The sequence below is a fragment of the Thalassotalea fusca genome, from assembly GCF_053485835.1.
The window spans coordinates 286,397-303,537 of sequence record NZ_JBQRUN010000005.1; the positions used below are offsets into that span (position 1 = coordinate 286,397).

Sequence of the window (17,141 nt, forward strand, 5' to 3'; positions counted from 1 at the left end):
GGTGGTGCGTCTTTCACGCATCATCACACAATGATGAATATGATTGCTCCAATCAACATCGCAGAACAAGCCAGCCAAATATTATCGCTTACACCACCACTTTTTCGTTGTCGCCACTGTCTAAATTGACAACTGCATATATAGCAGCCAGTGCCAATGGCAGCAATTAGCATATGGGTTATGATCGCCGTGAGCGTTGTGTTTTCGGCAAACAGAAACACCGGGCCTTGATAGGTGACAAAAAACAGATCAAGAACTGAAACGTGAATCCACAAAATAACAAATAATATGAACGGCTTGTTTGTATGTAATGACATAAACATTTACTTAATTGAGCAGTTACGCTCCCTGCGTAATGAATTGACCTAATACCAGGCAAATAGGCAGGCTTTTAATCAACCAATAATTCGTTGCCTGAAATTGTACTTTATTTAACGCCTAAGAAAAATACGACATTGATAAATCCTAGCTCCTAATACATTCCACAGACAGATACATTGCCTATTTATTGACGCTATGCCTAGGCTTTGTTTGTCATCATCCAGGAAACAATATCATCAAATTTAAACGGCATTTCCAAATTTGCATGAAGTTTATCGGTCACAATTAACTTGCCTGACTCCTTGCTTGGCTCATTATCGTACAGGCTAGCTTCTTTTCCTAGCGCGTATGCCGCCATATTGTAAAAATGTCCCTTACTTACTTCCATGGAGCTTGATGCATTATATATCTCACTTGGTTTAGTCTGCGTAATAAATTCAAATAGGGAATTCACCACATCTTGTTGGTGAATCAAATTCACAAACGCATTGGGCTGGGTCAACAGCCTATTACTATTGAAAAAATTGCCAGGATGTCGACCTGGTCCTACTAAGCCACTCAACCTAAAAATGCTGTACCTTCCACAATAGTTTTCAACATATTGTTCAGCCTGTTTCAATAGAGCGACTTTAGGGTCATCTAATAGCAACGTGGCAGCTTCGTCCACATAGCCATTTAAACCTTGATATATTGCTGTGCTGTTGAGTAAAACGATATGTTCCACACCATGTCGCTGAGCATGCCCAACAATGGTTTTAATATTGTCAGCGTAATCTATTCTCCCCTGCCTAATGCCTGGTGTAATAGCTATGACGAGCGTATTGCAGTTAAATACAGCCAAAGTGTCAATATCAACACCACTTAGTGGAAACTCCAACTTTTCAGCGATAATTTTTAGTTGTGAAAGCTTTTGTAGTTTATCTTCGCTGCGAGTTGTACCTATGACGACATGATCATGCGCAATAAGTTGGTTAGCCAATGCATTACCTAACCAGCCACAACCTATTATGCCAACTGAGCTCATTCCATTCGTCATATTATTGCTCTGCTACATTGCTTAATTGGAAGTTTCGTATTTGCTGCACTACTTTTTTAGCGATATCGTTGGGAATGGGAACACTTAAATTATATTGAACTATTACCCATCCATTGTCCCCTTTTTTAAGCACACCAGAACCCCGGCAAGTTCCATAGGCATCATTAATCAAAATTTCGTCAAAGACTACAACACCTTCTGGGTCTACAATCGTGTAATTACGACTCAAGGGTTTGTATGTCCACCCTATGCCTTTTGAAAAATATGGCTGCACATACTCAGCAAATTCTGATTTAGTCCATCGTTCACCAGCATCTGTACCCAAAAATGTAGCGTTGTCATCCATCAGCGAAAAATATCGGGTAAAGTCAGCCTCTGATGCCGCTTGATGAAATGCATCCAATACCTTGTCGCTTGGCTCGTGTGCTCCGACAGAGCTCGCCATTAGCGTTAGAAATATCAAAGCTATATATTTAGTCATTTTTATATCCTTTGTTTTGATTCGGCACGTATAGCGACATACTTCCCAGTGAATTGTGCACACACGCGATCACCACTTTTCACTGATACTTTTATTAAGAATCTTGCTTTTTTGTCAGCTGCCAGCCCGACTAAATTATCTTCAGTATCTTCTATCTCGATTTGCGCAACGGCGCGTGACGGCACAGGTGCAAGATACTTGATATGCCCATCCGCTAAGACAATGTCGCCTTCTATGTCTGTTTCTTGTAACTTGAAGTACACCCAAGCCCACCCAGTTAGCGTCGCTAAGGTATAAATGGAGCCAGCAAACATGGTGTTATGTAAATTCTTGTTAAACTCAATATCACAAGTGGTAAGCAGCGAATATCTGTCATAAGAACATATATTAATATTCATTGCCTTACTCATTGGGATAGTTTGATGCCAAACCTGCTCCAAGCGCTCGATGCGAGATTTGACTTCCGAAAAAGGCGTTGAGATGGGCTTTGACATCTTGAAATGATTTATACTATTGAACAATAAGTGGGAAAATCCCAAATTCTGAAAGCCATGTTTCTCATAAAATGGCACGGCTGATTCGCGTGCATTTAATGTAATTGATTTAGCGCCATTAGATTGTGCAACCCAGGTCAATTCGTCGAGTAGTTGCTTACCTAGCCCTTTACCTTGATATTCTGGTGCCACTGCCATATAACGAATTTGTGCGTCATCTGTACCTGAAAAGTGCAAACGACCAACGGCAACAATTTGCTCATATGCATCAATTAACATGCGATGATAAGCTTGCGACTCCAATGCATCTTGTTCACTACCTTCAGGTTGATCCCATGCTTTTCTTAAATGTAACCAACGAAATTGAAAATATTTGGCGAATTCTTCTTTAGATTTTGGGGTTTTACAACGAATCATTGACTATGCTTTTAATTTTAAGAGGTTGAAATAATCGTACATTAGATGAAGCTTATCAATCAGTTTGCTCAAGGTAAATTAATTTACTTCAATACGAAGTGCAATTTAGCTGTATACGAATCTTCACACTATCGCTGGCTCATGCTGAATAACGCTTGTCAAAGCATCATGCTAAAGCGCCAGCCAAATAAACTTGTATTGCCGCATCACTACCTGATTATGATGCCGCTACTGACCATGACTCCCAATCACGTGACTATTCTGGGACTTGGGGGAGGAAACCTAAATCGTTTTTTATTACAACTTAATCCTGAAACAGCTTTAACCACAATAGAAGTGTCTGATGAAGTGATCAACACCTACTTTGATTTTTTTTGGGGGGCAGATTTAACTAACGCTGAGCAAATCATTTCAGCTGATGTCGACACGTACATTAGCAATCAGGTGACTACCCAATGCGATTGGCTAATTTACGATATTTACACTAGCTCATGCAATCAAGTGTTACTTGAACGGCTTATTTCCAACTTTTTCCATGACACAACGAAACGACAGTTGTTCACCATTAATTTAGCTGGCGCTTCCAATGAAACTATTAATCGGATACTCACACAGCTTAAGTCAATTTGCCAAACGAGTTGCTATACAATCGCTTATCATTGCGTACCACATTACAACAATACCATTATTCATATCTTACCGGCGCAACAATCAGACATCCCCGCTGCGGTCACAAGTAGCCTCCCCCCCGTTTTGTTTAAACGCTGGCAAAATATTTGGCAACATCGGCTCACAGTATAAATTTTTGTAGAGACTAACCAACTATAGCCAACAACTAGACCGTTAAGGAAAACGTAACAGGCCCGTCGTTCAAAAGCTTAACTTTCATGTCAGCACCAAATATGCCCGTTGGTACAGTAAATCCTTTGTTCCTGAGCTCTCGGCAAAAATGTTGATAAAGTGATTTACTCATCTCCGGTGATGCGGCACTAGTAAAACTAGGACGCATTCCTCTGGTAGTGTCTGCCGCCAAAGTAAATTGCGATACCACTAAGATATCACCATTAATCTGGCCAACATTAAGGTTCATTTTGCCTTGGTCATCTTCAAAAACGCGATAGCCCGCTACGCGCTCAGCCAGTCTTCTCGATTTTTGTTCATCATCATGTGGCTCAATTGCCAGTAGTACTAGGAGTCCTTGTTTAATCTCCCCAACCACTTCATCACCGACCGTCACAGAAGCTTCGGTCACACGCTGAATTAATGCAATCATATAGAATCTCGTTTGTATAATTTAAATCGCGTATCTTTCTTTTATGAATTCTTATTTCTTTAAGAAAGAGGCCATTATATCGGTCGCCTTACAAAACGCATCTATAGTTTGCGATTCAAAACCACTATGCCCGGCTTGAGGAAGAATCTGTAAACTGGCATTATCCCACAGCTCAGCCAGTTCATACGCTTGGTTGATTTGACATACCATATCGTATCTACCATGAATGATAATGCTAGGAATATGGCCTATCTTGTTGATGTTATTGCGAAGAAAATTCTCTTCAATAAAGCAGTTATTCTTAAAATAATAACATGAAAGCAAAGCCATACAGTGTGCCTGATGGGGATCTTCAACCTCATTTTGATAGAAGTTATGTTCCAGACTCGACAGCCTAAGTTCCCATAAATACCAATTTTTGCTGGCTGCTACTGCGGCAACTTCATTGTGATCAGTCAATCGATTGAAATAATGCTCAATGACATCACGGCTTGATTCATGACAAACGTCTTCTGTAAATATTTGATAATAATCTGGAAAAAACTTCCCTGCGCCGTTTAAGCCGTATAGCCACTCCAGCTCATTTTGTTCGCCTAAAAAAACACCTCGCAGAATGAAGCCTAAACACCGTTCTGGATGGGCAATACCATAGCACATTGCCAATGTCGTTCCCCATGAGCCCCCTGTTACTAACCATTTATCAACACCAAAATGCAGGCGTATCGCTTCTATGTCTTCGATAAGCAATGATGTGTTGTTGGCATCTATAGAAGGGGATGGTTGTGAACGACCACATCCGCGCTGATCAAACAAAATAATATGATAAAGCTCAGGATCAAAATAACGTCGATGATTTTCGCTCGTGCCACCACCTGGCCCACCATGGATATAGATAACAGGAATGCCATTCACATTACCCGATTCTTCCACATACAGCTGGTGTCGGCCATTGTCTACACTTAGCAACTGGTGACTATTTTCGGCAATTTTGGGGTAAAGCTGGTGCGACATGACTCTCAAATAGTTTTTTAGTACTCTCTATAGTGTATGTCGATTAGCATATTTCTGTTAATTTCCTTGAGATTTTTCCGCAACTTTCTTTGACTTTTCTTCGGCAAACTCTTCAAGAGCTACGGTGAATAACGCGCCAATTAAGACCACCAACCAAGATAGATAGACCCAAAGAAATAGTATAGGAATACTCGCAAGTGCCCCATATATCGCTTTATATGAAGGGAGTTGAGTCACATAAAAAGCAAAACCTTTTTTGGCAAATTCGAATAATAAGGAAGCAACTACGGCACCTGACAATGCATAAGAGAATCGCACATCTTTATTGGGCACAACTAAATACAATACTAAGAATGCAGCAACAGAAGTAAGTAGGGGCAGCAACTGGACGAAAAAATTAGTTACACCAAGCAGCTCGTAATCACTAAAATTTACCATTGATACGATATAGGAAGTAGCAGCAATGCTGCTACCTACCAAAACTGGCCCTAGTGTTAATACCATCCAGTACATAGAAAATGCAGTGATTACCCTTCGCTTCTCTGTAACATGCCATAACTTGTTGAGGCTTTTGTCTATTGCAGATATGAGCAGCAAGGCGAACAGGAACAAGAACGTAATCGCTACCGCAGACATTTTAGAAGCATTTGCAACAAAGCCTGCAATATGATTTTTAACTACATCGCCTGCAGCCGGTAAGAAATTTTGATAAACAAAATTTTCAATTTGTACTTTTATTTCGGCAAAAATAGGAAAGGCTGTCATTACCGACAACATAACGACAATCAATGGCACTAGAGACATTAGAGTAACATAAGACAAATGACCAGCGGTTACATGTATTTGCTCGGTTGTCATTTTGCGCAGAAAAAATCGCGAAAACTGATAAACAGTCTGCGTGATGTGATGCGAGCTAAACGATGAAAGAAATTGCATAGTCTAAATGTAAGAATAACCATTTGTTTTATTATATGGTATAAATTACATGTTTTTAAAAGATATTGATACTAGGAGAGAATATGTCAGGTCAAGGTTCAGGAGGCAACGTACTTGCCGCTATTTGTAATGTATTCATACCGGGGTTAGGACAACTCGTTCAAGGCAGAATCATCGCTGCACTGTTCTTTTTCATTGCCATGGCAGTTTCATGGGTACTAGTATACTTACTCATAGGCTGGCTATTGGTGCCAATCGTCTATTTATGGTCTATTATTGATGCAGCCAGATACAAAGGCGGCGACTCATGACCTTGAATGCGACTAGATATACTTCATTTTGGATATCGTTACTCCTTATTAGCTTAATGGGCTGTCAGTCTGCCTATTATTCAGCTATGGAAAAGGTCGGTATTCACAAAAGAGATATATTAATTGATCGTGTTGAAGAAGCCACAACGTCTCAGGAAGAAGCGAAAGAAGAATTTAAGAGTGCACTAGAGCAACTATCTTCATTAATTTCGTTTCAAGGCGGTGAATTGCAGGCGCAATATGAAGCAAGTAGCGCGCAATATGAAGCCAGTGTTGAAGCCGCTAACAGAGTCAGCGATCACATCGACAAAGTTGACGACGTTGCTACTGCACTGTTCGCGGAGTGGGACGAAGAAATAGCCCAGTACTCAAATAAGTCCTTGCAACGTCAAAGCCAATCAACATTACGTCAAACACAGCTTTTGTTTAACTCTCTGATGCGTTCAATGCGAAGAAGCGAACAGCAAATGGCACCAATACTTTCTACGCTGAAAGATCATACATTGTTTTTAAAACACAATTTAAATGCAAATGCGATTGGGGCGCTGAAGGGTGAATACCACACAATTAAGAAAGACGTTGAGCAGCTCATCATGGAAATGAACAAATCAATAGCAGAGTCTCAGGCGTTTATCGCGACACTAAAAACCAACAGCTAACACTAATTAGCTTCATTGATAAAAGAGTAAACACTGAGCTTGTGCCAGCGTTTACTCTTTTTCATTATTTACTTTCAGTATTGTTTGTGCCCTTAAAAGGCGCTAGATATCATTGATTGGTTCGTAGCGGTGTTCTTGAGAATGCTGGTCTTCCATGTCAGACACGTGATTAATTGACGCCAATAAGTCTGATAGCTGACGGATATTTTCGGGTTTGGCAGAACCATCAACAAAAAGTTCTCTCAATTCCCGCAATGTTTTCAACTGCTCTGGCGACACGTTGTCTTCCTCTTTAGCTATGTACAACCCACTTAAAGTTTTGGGTCACTTTGCGTGCATTCGTTTGATCCCGACCTTCATGAAAGAATTCAGAATACAGCGCATCCAGCTCCCTTTTTTCATGAGTATTGGCTACTCTCGATACCATTTTTTCAAATAGAATATTCATTCTATTAATACGATTCTGATCCATGCCTTTCTACCTAGCCAAACTTCCAGTTCAGCAAACTGATTCGTGTGAAGTTCGTGTACCCAAAAATAGAGATAGCTAAAGATTAGCACTCCAAAACAAATAGGCCAGTTAGAAACACAAAACCGATGTATTGCCTTTATAAGTAACAAATATTAAACAAACACATTAATAACCAATTAAACAATGACATAGGCGTACCATTAGTGAAAACACTTTTAAATATTTGCACTTTACTGACATATGTTTAAGACATGTCTTACACGCTGAAATGAAAGGTCTTACCCGCCACATCGCCAAATTTACGCCTGTTGCTCTATAGCGTTTCGTAGGTAGTTTCAAATAATAAAAAAGCCAACACTAGAAGTGTTGGCTTTGTTCAAAAAATAACGTTGGAACGACTATTTGTTATTTCTTGTTGCGACTCTCGCGTTTACGGTCAGATTCTTTTAACCATTTCTTGCGAATGCGGATATTTTCAGGCGTCACTTCCACTAACTCATCGTCATCGATAAATTCTAGTGCCTGTTCAAGTGTCATTAATACTGGCGGGGTTAATACTTGCGCTTCATCAGTACCTGACGCACGAACGTTAGTCAACTGCTTACCTTTAAGCGCGTTAACCGTTAGATCGTTGTCACGACTATGAATACCGATGATCATACCTTCGTATACTTCTACACCGTGACCAATCAATAAACGACCACGCTCTTGTAAGTTAAACAACGCATTGGTTAATGCTTTACCTGTTGCGTTAGCAATCATTACACCGTTCAAGCGTTGACCGATCTCACCACCTTTATGTGGACCATACTGCATAAATGTGTGATAGATAAGGCCAGAGCCAGACGTTAGGGTCATGAATTCAGTTTGGAAGCCAATTAAACCGCGACTTGGCATGATGAAATCCATGCGAATACGCCCTTTACCATCTGGCGCCATGTCAGTCAGTTCAGCTTTACGTAAGCCCATTTTTTCCATGATCGAACCTTGATGCTCTTCTTCAACATCAATTGTCACTGTTTCATATGGTTCTTCTATCTGACCATCGACTTCACGCATAATAACTTCAGGACGTGAAACAGCAAGTTCATAACCTTCACGACGCATATTTTCAATTAATATACCTAAATGAAGTTCACCGCGACCCGATACTTTGAACTTATCAGGATCATCTAGTTGTTCAACACGCAATGCAACGTTGTGAACAAGCTCCTTTTCTAATCTGTCTTTGATATTACGAGAAGTAACAAATTTACCATCTTGGCCAGCAAAAGGAGAAGTATTTACCTGAAACGTCATTGTTACAGTAGGTTCATCAACTGATAGTGCCGGTAGAGGCTCTACTTCAGTAGGACAACAAATTGTGTCAGAGATTTTCAGCTCACCTAAACCTGTGATAGCAATAATATCGCCCGCTTGCGCTAACTCGGTTTCATGACGTTCTAGCCCTAAATAACCGAATACTTTGCCGACTTTACCATTGTGAACTGGACCAGCTGCAGTTTGAATCGTAACTTGCTGATTAGGTTTTACCGAACCACGAGTAATACGACCAACACCAATAACCCCTAAGTACGAACTATAATCGAGTTGCGAGATCTGCATTTGGAATGCACCCTCAGGATCTGCATTAGGTGCAGGCACTTGATCTACGATCGTTTGAAAAAGAGGCGTCATGTCTGTACCAACTTCGCCTTCTTCCAATGAAGCCCAACCATTTATTGCAGATGCGTAAACAACTTGAAAATCGAGTTGTTCATCAGTTGCACCTAAGTTGTCGAACAAGTCAAAAACTTGGTCCATTACCCAATCAGGTCTCGCACCTGGCTTGTCGATTTTATTAATTACAACTATCGGTTTTAAGCCTTGCGCAAATGCTTTTTGTGTTACGAAGCGTGTTTGCGGCATAGGGCCTTCTTGTGCGTCAACAATCAGTAATACTGAATCAACCATTGACATAACACGCTCTACTTCACCACCAAAATCGGCGTGACCAGGAGTGTCTACTATATTTACGCGATAGTCATTCCAATTAATGGCTGTGTTCTTCGCTAAGATGGTGATACCGCGTTCTTTTTCGATATCGTTGGAATCCATGACACGTTCTTCAAGGTCTGTTCTTGAATCAAGCGTCCCTGATTGATCTAACAGTTTATCAACCAAGGTCGTTTTACCATGGTCAACATGCGCAATAATTGCGATATTACGTAATTTATCTAACACGGGCGTTTTGCTCATAGGGCTATAATTGGGCGCGTATTGTACAGGAGTTGTTTAGACAAATACAGCAACATTACACCTAACACAACGCTTTCCAAGATATAAAAGTTCTCGAACTAAATAATGGTGCAAAAACCGCTAAATTTCCATTTCCGGCTATAATAGATTTATTCTAAAATCGCGACTGCACCACAAGTGCACACATGACGCACCATTTTAGTGCATGACAAAAAAACTCATTTAAGAAACTCAAACAAATTCAATTAGATAATGTTTGGCACGATTTTAGCTATTAGTTGCACCAATGATTTTATTTCAATTTCGAACCACACTGGAGAGACAATATGTCACAAGCAGTATTAGATTTAATTAAGGAAAACGACGTTAAATTTGTTGATTTACGTTTCACTGATTCAAAAGGTAAAGAGCAACATGTGTCACTTCCTCATCATCAAGTTAATGAAGACTTTTTCGAAGAAGGAAAAATGTTTGATGGCTCTTCAATTGCTGGTTGGAAAGGCATTAATGAATCTGACATGGTGTTAATGCCTGATGCATCAACAGCTGTATTAGATCCATTCACAGAAGAAGTAACGTTAAACATTCGCTGTGACATCGTTGAACCTACAACAATGCAAGGCTATTCGCGTGACCCACGCTCTGTTGCAAAGCGCGCGGAAGAGTACATGCGTTCTACAGGTATTGCAGATACAGTGCTAGTAGGTCCTGAACCAGAGTTCTTCGTGTTCGACGACGTGAAATTTCATACTGACATGGCTGGTTCAATGTACAAGATTGACGACAAAGAAGCAGCATGGAACGGCGCAACAAGTTACGAAGACGGAAACACCGGTCACCGTCCAAGAGTGAAAGGCGGTTACTTCCCAGTAGCTCCAGTAGACTCTTCACAAGACCTACGTTCAGCGATGTGTTTGGTAATGGAAGAAATGGGCTTAGTTGTAGAAGCGCATCACCACGAAGTAGCTACCGCAGGCCAAAATGAAATCGCTTGTCGTTTCAACACTATGGTAAGCAAAGCTGATGAAGTACAAATCTACAAGTATGTGGTACACAATGTTGCACACGCATATGGCAAGACAGCTACATTCATGCCTAAGCCATTAGTAGGTGACAATGGTACTGGTATGCATGTTCATCAATCACTTGCGAAAGATGGTGTTAACTTATTCGCTGGTGATAAGTACGGCGGATTATCTGAAACCGCTCTATACTACATCGGCGGTATTATTAAGCACGCTAAAGCACTAAATGCTTTCACTAACGCTTCAACTAACTCATACAAGCGTTTGGTTCCGGGTTTTGAAGCGCCAGTAATGCTTGCATATTCTGCTCGTAACCGTTCTGCGTCTATTCGTATCCCAGTAGTACCTAGCCCTAAAGCACGTCGTATCGAAGTTCGCTTCCCTGATCCAACTGCTAACCCATACCTAGCGTTTGCTGCTATGTTAATGGCTGGTCTTGACGGTATTAAGAACAAGATTCACCCTGGCGATGCGATGGATAAAGATTTATATGACCTACCTGCTGAAGAAGCGGCAGCGATTCCACAAGTTGCTTCGTCTTTAGAAGAAGCTTTAGATGCGCTTGACGCTGACAAAGAGTTCTTAACAGCTGGTGGCGTAATGGATAGCGACATGATTGACGCTTACATCGGCTTAAAGCGTGAAGAAGTTGAGAGATTAAATTCGACAACTCATCCTGTTGAATTTGACATGTATTACAGCGTGTAATTATATGTCTGTATAAAAAAAGCTCACCTTGGTGAGCTTTTTTTGTGGCTAAATTTTAATAATTTAGATAGATTTAAGATATAGCTACCGAAATAGGATATTTTAATTGGCTAGATTTGGTACTTTCTGCATTGCCTTAATAATGTTGCTCTGCCTGTCAGAAGCTTTTGCTACGTCTAGCAAAATATATGTCTGGCGAAATGCAGACGGTGTTCTCGTCTTTTCTGACAGCCCAAAACCAGGCGCTGAAGAAGTCGAAGTGGACGAAAGCAATACCATGAGCTCCTCCATCGATACCTCTATTCTCGATATAAAACCCAAAGAGATAGAGGAAAACTATCAAGTCGAAATAACGCAACCAGAAAATAACGCAACCATTAGAGACAATACCGGTTCAGTATATGTGTCCGGTAGAATTAAGCCCATCTTTAAGAAAGGTTTGAAGATCAAACTGTATCTCGATAACAAGCCTTACGAAAAACCGCAATCCCACTCCATGTTTGTACTTAGAAATATAGAACGTGGCGAGCACCAACTAAAAATGGACCTTATCGACGATAAGGGCAAGATAATTGCATCATCCCCTTCAGTAACGTTTTATATGCACAGAGCCACGGTGAATAAGGCAAATTAGCAACATTATCGTGCAATCGCATTTATAAACAACTACACTAGCATTATTATTGCACCAAAATAGTGCAAAGAGAGCGTACTTTGATTGCACCTAATAAAACTCAGCAAAAACTGCATTACCAACACAGTCTTCCCAACCAAATGGTTACGGCGGTTGTAGTTGTCGATGAGGCACTCACTGTTCAATATGTTAACCCCGCTGCAGAAGCGCTTTTGGTTAAAAGTTTTGGCAAACTACAAAACACCCAATTGTTTGATATTTTTGTAAACCAACCAATCAGCAAACACCGACTGGAACAAGTCTTGCGTTCTGGGCAAGAGTTTAGCGACAGCGATGTAGTTATTGAGTTAAGTGAGGGTACAAAAGTTACCACCGAACTTACCGCATCTTCTGTCGTCTTTGACCGCGCCCCTCATGTTTTACTTGAGTTTAAAAGAATTGATCAACAAAAGCAGATCAGCGCAGAGGCGTTTCAACAACAGCAATGGGAATCTGCCAGAGACTTAATTAAAGGGCTCGCACACGAAATAAAGAATCCTCTTGGTGGTTTACGCGGTGCTGCGCAATTGCTACATAGAGAAATCACCGATGAGCAAAAAGAATATACGCAAATGATCATCGAACAAGCGGATAGATTGACGAACCTCGTAGATCGCCTACTAGGGCCTAACCAATTGCCCAATATGCAAATGCTTAACATTCATACCGTCTTAGAGTCAGTTTTCAAGCTAGTATCCTTGAGTAACGAAAAACAGATTTCAATGGAGCGCGACTATGATCCCTCGATTCCTGATTTAATATTCGATCCTGATAAGCTCCAGCAAGCGGTATTAAATATTGTTAACAACGCAATTCAAGTGCTTGATAGCAATGGTAAGATAGTCCTACGTACGAGAGCAGCCAGTAATAAAACGATCAATGGTAAGCGCATTAAGTTATGTGCACAGATTAGCATCATAGATAATGGCCCTGGAATACCACCTCACATACAAGATACGCTGTTTTACCCTATGGTTTCTGGACGCGCCAACGGAACGGGTTTAGGTCTTTCGATTTCACAGACGCTAATAAACCAACATCAGGGTAAATTATCATGCCATAGTCAACCAGGCATGACTGAATTTGTCATATTAATCCCCTTTAAGTCGGAGTAGAGTAAATGATTACTGAACAAGTGTGGATTGTTGATGACGATAGTTCAATTCGCTGGGTTTTGGAAAAGTCTTTTGCAAGTGCCAATATTAGTGCATTTTCATTTGAAGACGCACAGCTAATGTTAGACGCACTGGTACATGGTCAACCACAAGTCATTATTTCTGATATTCGTATGCCTAATATTGACGGATTATCGTTGTTGTCTCGAATTCATGCCGACTACCCCGACATCCCAATTATTATCATGACCGCGCACTCTGACCTTGATAGTGCAGTTAATGCTTATCAGGGTGGCGCATTCGAGTATCTACCTAAACCCTTTGATATTGACGAAGCTTTGGCACTAACTAAACGTGCTCTCACGCATGCAAGTGAACAAAGCGCTAAAAAGAAACAAAAAGTCACATCTTCCGTTGGCGCAGGTATTATCGGCGAAGCACCTGCAATGCAAGAAGTGTTTAGAGCGATTGGCCGACTATCAAAATCCAGTATCAGTGTTCTAATAAATGGTGAATCCGGCACAGGTAAAGAATTAGTTGCGCACGCGTTGCACATGCACAGCCCAAGAGCCGGTGCTCCATTTATTCCACTGAATATGGCAGCTATCCCTAAAGACCTTATCGAATCAGAGCTATTCGGCCACGAGAAAGGTGCATTTACCGGGGCGAATGCGGTTAGACAAGGTCGCTTCGAACAAGCACATAATGGGACACTGTTTCTCGACGAAATTGGCGATATGCCACTCGACATTCAAACGCGTTTGTTACGTGTCCTCGCAGATGGTCAGTTTTATCGCGTTGGTGGTCACTCGCCAATAAAAGTGGATGTTCGAATTGTTGCCGCGACCCACCAAAATCTAGAAGATAGAGTGCGTTCAGGTGATTTTCGAGAAGACCTTTTCCACCGACTAAATGTTATTCGAATTCACATTCCTAGCCTGCGAGAACGTAAAGAAGATATCAAACAACTCACACATCATTTTTTAAAAATGGCTGCAAAAGAATTGAGTGTCGAGCCAAAGATTATTTCTAAAAAGACATTAGATTATTTGGAACAATGTGAGTGGCCGGGCAATGTACGCCAACTAGAGAATATCTGTCGATTTCTTACCGTAATGGCAAGCGGTAAAGAGATTTTGATTGATGATTTGCCTAGTGAGTTAATGGCAACAAATCACAGTAGTGCTAGTATCGAAGATAACAATGAAGACTGGCAATCAGCGCTGAAACGTTGGGCAGACGCCGAATTCAAAGCAGGTAAAGTTGAAATACTCAATAACGCTCTGCCTGCATTTGAAAAAATTCTTCTCGATCGCGCGTTGACACATACGAATGGTCACAAGCAAGAAGCCGCTAAAATACTTGGCTGGGGGAGAAATACACTAACACGTAAACTAAAAGATTTCGAAATGTGAACAGAAGGATCTTGGGCTTAAGTTAGGGTTTACATGCTTGATTATACATTTGAATAAAGCAACGTTAATCAAGCATTCAGTTTAGCTACTACAACTTTCTGTAGCACATTGTTTGCAACTCTCGCATAACCTAAGATTCACGATGTGTGCAATAACAATAAGTGTAGCGCCACCTATGATTAAGAAGGGTTCTAGTTCAGGTGTGAAACTGTGTTTTTGTGAATAGATGCCAACACCAATAAACAAAAGGTAAAACGGATACATTTTACGATGATAGCGCTTAAAACCTGAAAACAACGCGACCGAACCAAGGATAGCCGTCAATACTAAAAATACGTTTTCCCATGTATGATCAGCAAAAAACGTTAAACCAAGTAGAGGCAATGCCGGTAATAAAATTGGCAATAAGATACAATGCAATGCGCACAGCGATGTTGCTGCTATACCAATTTTGTCTAGCACAGTTGTGACCTCAAGTTAAATCTTCCAAAACAATAAGTGTAATAATATCACAGTGAGATAATATCACAAATTAAAAAATGTTCCTTTTAGCAATTAGTGCCAAATAACATGCTCCAAGTCAGGTCACTACATGACACTTTGAGATATGACACACAACAAACACTAGGCATCATTGATCGAAAAGGTCAAAACATCTTCAATTGAGCGTTTATCCAACGCAATCATAATGAGCCTGTCTATACCTAAAGCTACACCAGCACAATCAGGAATACCCTCGTTTAATGATGATATAAATCTATGATCTATAGGTTTTTCTTCTATCCCTAGTCTATTACGCTCTAAATTGTCATTCTCAAAGCGCTTCACTTGCTCTTTGGCATCTGTTAATTCATTGAAGCCATTCGCCAACTCTAGGCCTTTAAAATATACTTCAAAACGTTCAGCAACGCGGGGATCTTTATTGGATATCTTAGCAAGAGATGCTTGAGAACACGGAAATTCATGCACTATCACTGGAGCATCAAATCCGATATTGCTTTCGATATAGGAAGCAAATATGAATTGTAATAATATATCTTTATTCTCTTCTTCTCTTAACCAACTATCTAAATCCCCCCGAGTTTCAATCAATGCCTTCAAGTCTTCGTTAGATGCATTTAACGGATCAATAGCTAATGTAGATAGAAATGCCTCTTGATAGGTCACCATTGTGGGTATGTCACAATCTAAAATAGCAACCAATAAATCTGCAACTTCATTCATCAACATATGATGATCAAAACCAAGTCGATACCATTCTAACATTGTGAATTCAGGATTATGATATCGCCCTTTGTCTTCATTTCGAAACGCCTTACCAAGTTGATAAATTGATTGGTACCCCCGAGCGAGCAGTCGCTTCATAGCAAACTCTGGGGACGTTTGAAGGTATAACTTAGTATCATTAGTGCCTTCAATCGAATACGGCACTGAAAACGCTTCTAAGTGCACATCAGTTACCGTACCTTGGGACAAGCATGGTGTTTCGACTTCAACCACCTCACGTTCCGCAAAGAAATGTCTTACTCTAGCTACTAAGGAGGCTCTTTGTTTTGCTACTTCCCAATTCATTAATATAGTCCCATCTTGCATTAGATCTCGCGTATTACCATGACTTATTATTGGGGCAGAGTTGTTAAACGCAAGTTCGATTAGTCTCTTCGTGAATGTATGATTCGCAAATAGAAGTTACTAGCAAAACGCTTGGTACTATAATGATAAAACAAGCCGCTTACTGAAAAACAATTAGGTTTCTATTGAGGCTAAGTTGCGATTAATTCAATTACTAAGGCTAACTTTACTAATGTATTATTTTAGTTCAGTTGGTCACACTGAATCAGATGAGTTAATAACTTATCTAGAACAAATCCCTCCATACACATGTTTAGACAACAAACAGGCTACAGGTATTGCCGTAGAAATTATCCAGCATTTGGCAAAACATACCAACTATGATGTCAGCTTTGAAATGGTTCCTTGGGCCAGAGCCATGAGCGAAGCAAGAACGAGGGAAAATGTTCTACTGGCTGTATTAAACCGAACAAATAAAAGAGAGAGTAATTTCCACTGGTTTTTTCAATTAGATCAGATAGGGGCGCATTATTGGTTATGGCGACTGAAAGACTCGACTTTAGAGAATGTGACAAATACATCTGAGTTGCACGGAAAGAGATTTGCATACACTCGTTCGAGCATATTACTCGAGAATTTTCAGGATTTTCTACAAAAAAACAATATCGCTGTTTCAATGTATGAAGTTAGCAATCTCGAACAGGCTATTAAAATGTTAATTGCAAAACGCGTTGACTATATTTCAGCAGGAGAAGAGGAAATATTCTTAGAATTAGCTAAATACGGTATACCTAAAGATAGCTTATACCAATCCTCTTTGAAATATGATCTAATTAGCATCAGCAAAAAATAACAAATCGTGATTTATGACTCAATTGACTTCTGACGCTTTGCTCAAGCTCTCTAAAAGAGAAAAGAACCCGCACAAACGTGTTCGTTTGTTAGCGGTTTCTTTATTTTTAGAATGCCAAAACCGCACTCAGG

The 17,141-nt window shown here is 40.3% G+C and carries 19 protein-coding genes; 8 read left to right on the top strand and 11 right to left on the bottom strand.

What is annotated here, in order from left to right:
* Positions 1-23: 23 nt before the first annotated feature.
* The 4 genes from ACSLUK_RS08940 to ACSLUK_RS08955 all read right to left on the bottom strand — a co-directional run bounded on the left by ACSLUK_RS08940 (position 24) and on the right by ACSLUK_RS08955 (position 2,749).
* Positions 24-317: a hypothetical protein gene (locus ACSLUK_RS08940; RefSeq protein ID WP_448548207.1), complete on the bottom strand. Its 294-nt coding sequence runs from the start codon at positions 315-317 to the stop codon at positions 24-26.
* 203 nt (positions 318-520) lie between these two features.
* The gene (locus ACSLUK_RS08945; RefSeq protein WP_448548208.1) at positions 521-1,357 is read right to left on the bottom strand and encodes an NAD(P)H-binding protein; all 837 of its coding nucleotides are present in this window, start codon (positions 1,355-1,357) and stop codon (positions 521-523) included.
* A 1-nt stretch (position 1,358) separates the two neighbouring features.
* Entirely contained in the window at positions 1,359-1,838 is a 480-nt protein-coding gene (locus tag ACSLUK_RS08950; protein ID WP_448548209.1) for a nuclear transport factor 2 family protein, read from the bottom strand.
* 2 nt (positions 1,839-1,840) lie between these two features.
* Positions 1,841-2,749, bottom strand: a complete 909-nt coding sequence (locus tag ACSLUK_RS08955) for a bifunctional GNAT family N-acetyltransferase/hotdog fold thioesterase (RefSeq protein WP_448548210.1) — start codon at positions 2,747-2,749, stop codon at positions 1,841-1,843.
* 45 nt (positions 2,750-2,794) lie between these two features.
* Here ACSLUK_RS08955 and ACSLUK_RS08960 point away from each other — a divergent pair, with 45 nt between their 5' ends.
* Positions 2,795-3,550 carry a polyamine aminopropyltransferase gene (locus tag ACSLUK_RS08960; RefSeq protein WP_448548211.1) on the top strand — a complete coding sequence of 252 codons (756 nt, stop codon included), beginning with the start codon at positions 2,795-2,797 and terminating at the stop codon, positions 3,548-3,550.
* A gap of 34 nt (positions 3,551-3,584) precedes the next feature.
* Here the strand turns inward: ACSLUK_RS08960 and dtd are convergent, their stop codons facing one another.
* From dtd to ACSLUK_RS08975, 3 genes are read right to left on the bottom strand one after another with little or no spacing between them, the layout of a single operon-like run.
* On the bottom strand, positions 3,585-4,022 hold the full coding sequence (gene dtd, locus ACSLUK_RS08965; RefSeq protein ID WP_448548212.1) for a D-aminoacyl-tRNA deacylase: 438 nt from the start codon (positions 4,020-4,022) through the stop codon (positions 3,585-3,587).
* Between the two features lie 51 nt (positions 4,023-4,073).
* On the bottom strand, positions 4,074-5,033 hold the full coding sequence (gene pip, locus ACSLUK_RS08970) for a prolyl aminopeptidase (protein WP_448548213.1): 960 nt from the start codon (positions 5,031-5,033) through the stop codon (positions 4,074-4,076).
* Between the two features lie 57 nt (positions 5,034-5,090).
* Positions 5,091-5,969, bottom strand: a complete 879-nt coding sequence (locus ACSLUK_RS08975; protein ID WP_448548214.1) for a virulence factor BrkB family protein — start codon at positions 5,967-5,969, stop codon at positions 5,091-5,093.
* Positions 5,970-6,052: 83 nt separating this feature from the next.
* On the opposite strand from ACSLUK_RS08975, the gene ACSLUK_RS08980 reads away from it, so the two are divergent.
* Together ACSLUK_RS08980 and ACSLUK_RS08985 are read left to right on the top strand one after the other, a co-directional pair.
* Complete coding sequence (locus ACSLUK_RS08980) at positions 6,053-6,280, top strand: hypothetical protein (RefSeq protein ID WP_448548215.1); 228 nt, start codon at positions 6,053-6,055, stop codon at positions 6,278-6,280.
* Entirely contained in the window at positions 6,277-6,939 is a 663-nt protein-coding gene (locus ACSLUK_RS08985) for a DUF2959 domain-containing protein (RefSeq protein ID WP_448548216.1), read from the top strand. Before ACSLUK_RS08980 ends, ACSLUK_RS08985 begins: the two co-directional genes overlap by 4 nt.
* 102 nt (positions 6,940-7,041) lie before the next feature.
* Here the strand turns inward: ACSLUK_RS08985 and ACSLUK_RS08990 are convergent, their stop codons facing one another.
* Together ACSLUK_RS08990 and typA are read right to left on the bottom strand one after the other, a co-directional pair.
* A complete protein-coding gene (locus tag ACSLUK_RS08990) occupies positions 7,042-7,218 on the bottom strand; it encodes a hypothetical protein (protein ID WP_448548217.1) in 177 nt (58 codons plus the stop codon).
* Between the two features lie 598 nt (positions 7,219-7,816).
* On the bottom strand, positions 7,817-9,649 hold the full coding sequence (gene typA / locus ACSLUK_RS08995) for a translational GTPase TypA (protein ID WP_448548218.1): 1,833 nt from the start codon (positions 9,647-9,649) through the stop codon (positions 7,817-7,819).
* Between the two features lie 326 nt (positions 9,650-9,975).
* Here typA and glnA point away from each other — a divergent pair, with 326 nt between their 5' ends.
* The 4 genes from glnA to glnG all read left to right on the top strand — a co-directional run bounded on the left by glnA (position 9,976) and on the right by glnG (position 14,585).
* On the top strand, positions 9,976-11,382 hold the full coding sequence (gene glnA, locus ACSLUK_RS09000) for a glutamate--ammonia ligase (protein ID WP_448548219.1): 1,407 nt from the start codon (positions 9,976-9,978) through the stop codon (positions 11,380-11,382).
* Positions 11,383-11,524: 142 nt separating this feature from the next.
* Positions 11,525-12,016, top strand: a complete 492-nt coding sequence (locus tag ACSLUK_RS09005; protein WP_448548220.1) for a DUF4124 domain-containing protein — start codon at positions 11,525-11,527, stop codon at positions 12,014-12,016.
* Between the two features lie 80 nt (positions 12,017-12,096).
* Positions 12,097-13,170: a nitrogen regulation protein NR(II) gene (gene glnL / locus ACSLUK_RS09010; RefSeq protein ID WP_448548221.1), complete on the top strand. Its 1,074-nt coding sequence runs from the start codon at positions 12,097-12,099 to the stop codon at positions 13,168-13,170.
* A 5-nt stretch (positions 13,171-13,175) separates the two neighbouring features.
* A complete protein-coding gene (glnG, locus tag ACSLUK_RS09015) occupies positions 13,176-14,585 on the top strand; it encodes a nitrogen regulation protein NR(I) (protein WP_448548222.1) in 1,410 nt (469 codons plus the stop codon).
* Between the two features lie 81 nt (positions 14,586-14,666).
* Here glnG and ACSLUK_RS09020 read toward each other — a convergent pair whose 3' ends face one another.
* Together ACSLUK_RS09020 and epmA are read right to left on the bottom strand one after the other, a co-directional pair.
* Entirely contained in the window at positions 14,667-15,047 is a 381-nt protein-coding gene (locus tag ACSLUK_RS09020) for a MerC domain-containing protein (RefSeq protein WP_448548223.1), read from the bottom strand.
* Between the two features lie 162 nt (positions 15,048-15,209).
* Complete coding sequence (gene epmA, locus ACSLUK_RS09025) at positions 15,210-16,157, bottom strand: elongation factor P--(R)-beta-lysine ligase (protein ID WP_448548224.1); 948 nt, start codon at positions 16,155-16,157, stop codon at positions 15,210-15,212.
* 232 nt (positions 16,158-16,389) lie between these two features.
* Between epmA and ACSLUK_RS09030 the strand changes: the two genes are divergently transcribed.
* A complete protein-coding gene (locus tag ACSLUK_RS09030) occupies positions 16,390-17,010 on the top strand; it encodes a substrate-binding periplasmic protein (RefSeq protein ID WP_448548225.1) in 621 nt (206 codons plus the stop codon).
* Positions 17,011-17,141: the final 131 nt, after the last annotated feature.

What these genes read in the sequence shown, in the direction of transcription:
- ACSLUK_RS08960 (WP_448548211.1), top strand. Translation starts at nt 2,795, where the DNA reads ATGAAGCTTATCAATCAGTTTGCTCAAGGTAAATTAATTTACTTCAAT.
- ACSLUK_RS09030 (WP_448548225.1), top strand. Translation starts at nt 16,390, where the DNA reads ATGTATTATTTTAGTTCAGTTGGTCACACTGAATCAGATGAGTTAATA.
- ACSLUK_RS08955 (WP_448548210.1), bottom strand. Translation starts at nt 2,749, where the DNA reads ATGATTCGTTGTAAAACCCCAAAATCTAAAGAAGAATTCGCCAAATAT.
- ACSLUK_RS08975 (WP_448548214.1), bottom strand. Translation starts at nt 5,969, where the DNA reads ATGCAATTTCTTTCATCGTTTAGCTCGCATCACATCACGCAGACTGTT.
- ACSLUK_RS08985 (WP_448548216.1), top strand. Translation starts at nt 6,277, where the DNA reads ATGACCTTGAATGCGACTAGATATACTTCATTTTGGATATCGTTACTC.
- glnG (WP_448548222.1), top strand. Translation starts at nt 13,176, where the DNA reads ATGATTACTGAACAAGTGTGGATTGTTGATGACGATAGTTCAATTCGC.
- epmA (WP_448548224.1), bottom strand. Translation starts at nt 16,157, where the DNA reads ATGAATTGGGAAGTAGCAAAACAAAGAGCCTCCTTAGTAGCTAGAGTA.
- glnA (WP_448548219.1), top strand. Translation starts at nt 9,976, where the DNA reads ATGTCACAAGCAGTATTAGATTTAATTAAGGAAAACGACGTTAAATTT.
- pip (WP_448548213.1), bottom strand. Translation starts at nt 5,033, where the DNA reads ATGTCGCACCAGCTTTACCCCAAAATTGCCGAAAATAGTCACCAGTTG.
- typA (WP_448548218.1), bottom strand. Translation starts at nt 9,649, where the DNA reads ATGAGCAAAACGCCCGTGTTAGATAAATTACGTAATATCGCAATTATT.
- ACSLUK_RS09005 (WP_448548220.1), top strand. Translation starts at nt 11,525, where the DNA reads ATGTTGCTCTGCCTGTCAGAAGCTTTTGCTACGTCTAGCAAAATATAT.
- dtd (WP_448548212.1), bottom strand. Translation starts at nt 4,022, where the DNA reads ATGATTGCATTAATTCAGCGTGTGACCGAAGCTTCTGTGACGGTCGGT.
- ACSLUK_RS08950 (WP_448548209.1), bottom strand. Translation starts at nt 1,838, where the DNA reads ATGACTAAATATATAGCTTTGATATTTCTAACGCTAATGGCGAGCTCT.
- ACSLUK_RS08940 (WP_448548207.1), bottom strand. Translation starts at nt 317, where the DNA reads ATGTCATTACATACAAACAAGCCGTTCATATTATTTGTTATTTTGTGG.
- ACSLUK_RS08980 (WP_448548215.1), top strand. Translation starts at nt 6,053, where the DNA reads ATGTCAGGTCAAGGTTCAGGAGGCAACGTACTTGCCGCTATTTGTAAT.
- ACSLUK_RS08945 (WP_448548208.1), bottom strand. Translation starts at nt 1,357, where the DNA reads ATGACGAATGGAATGAGCTCAGTTGGCATAATAGGTTGTGGCTGGTTA.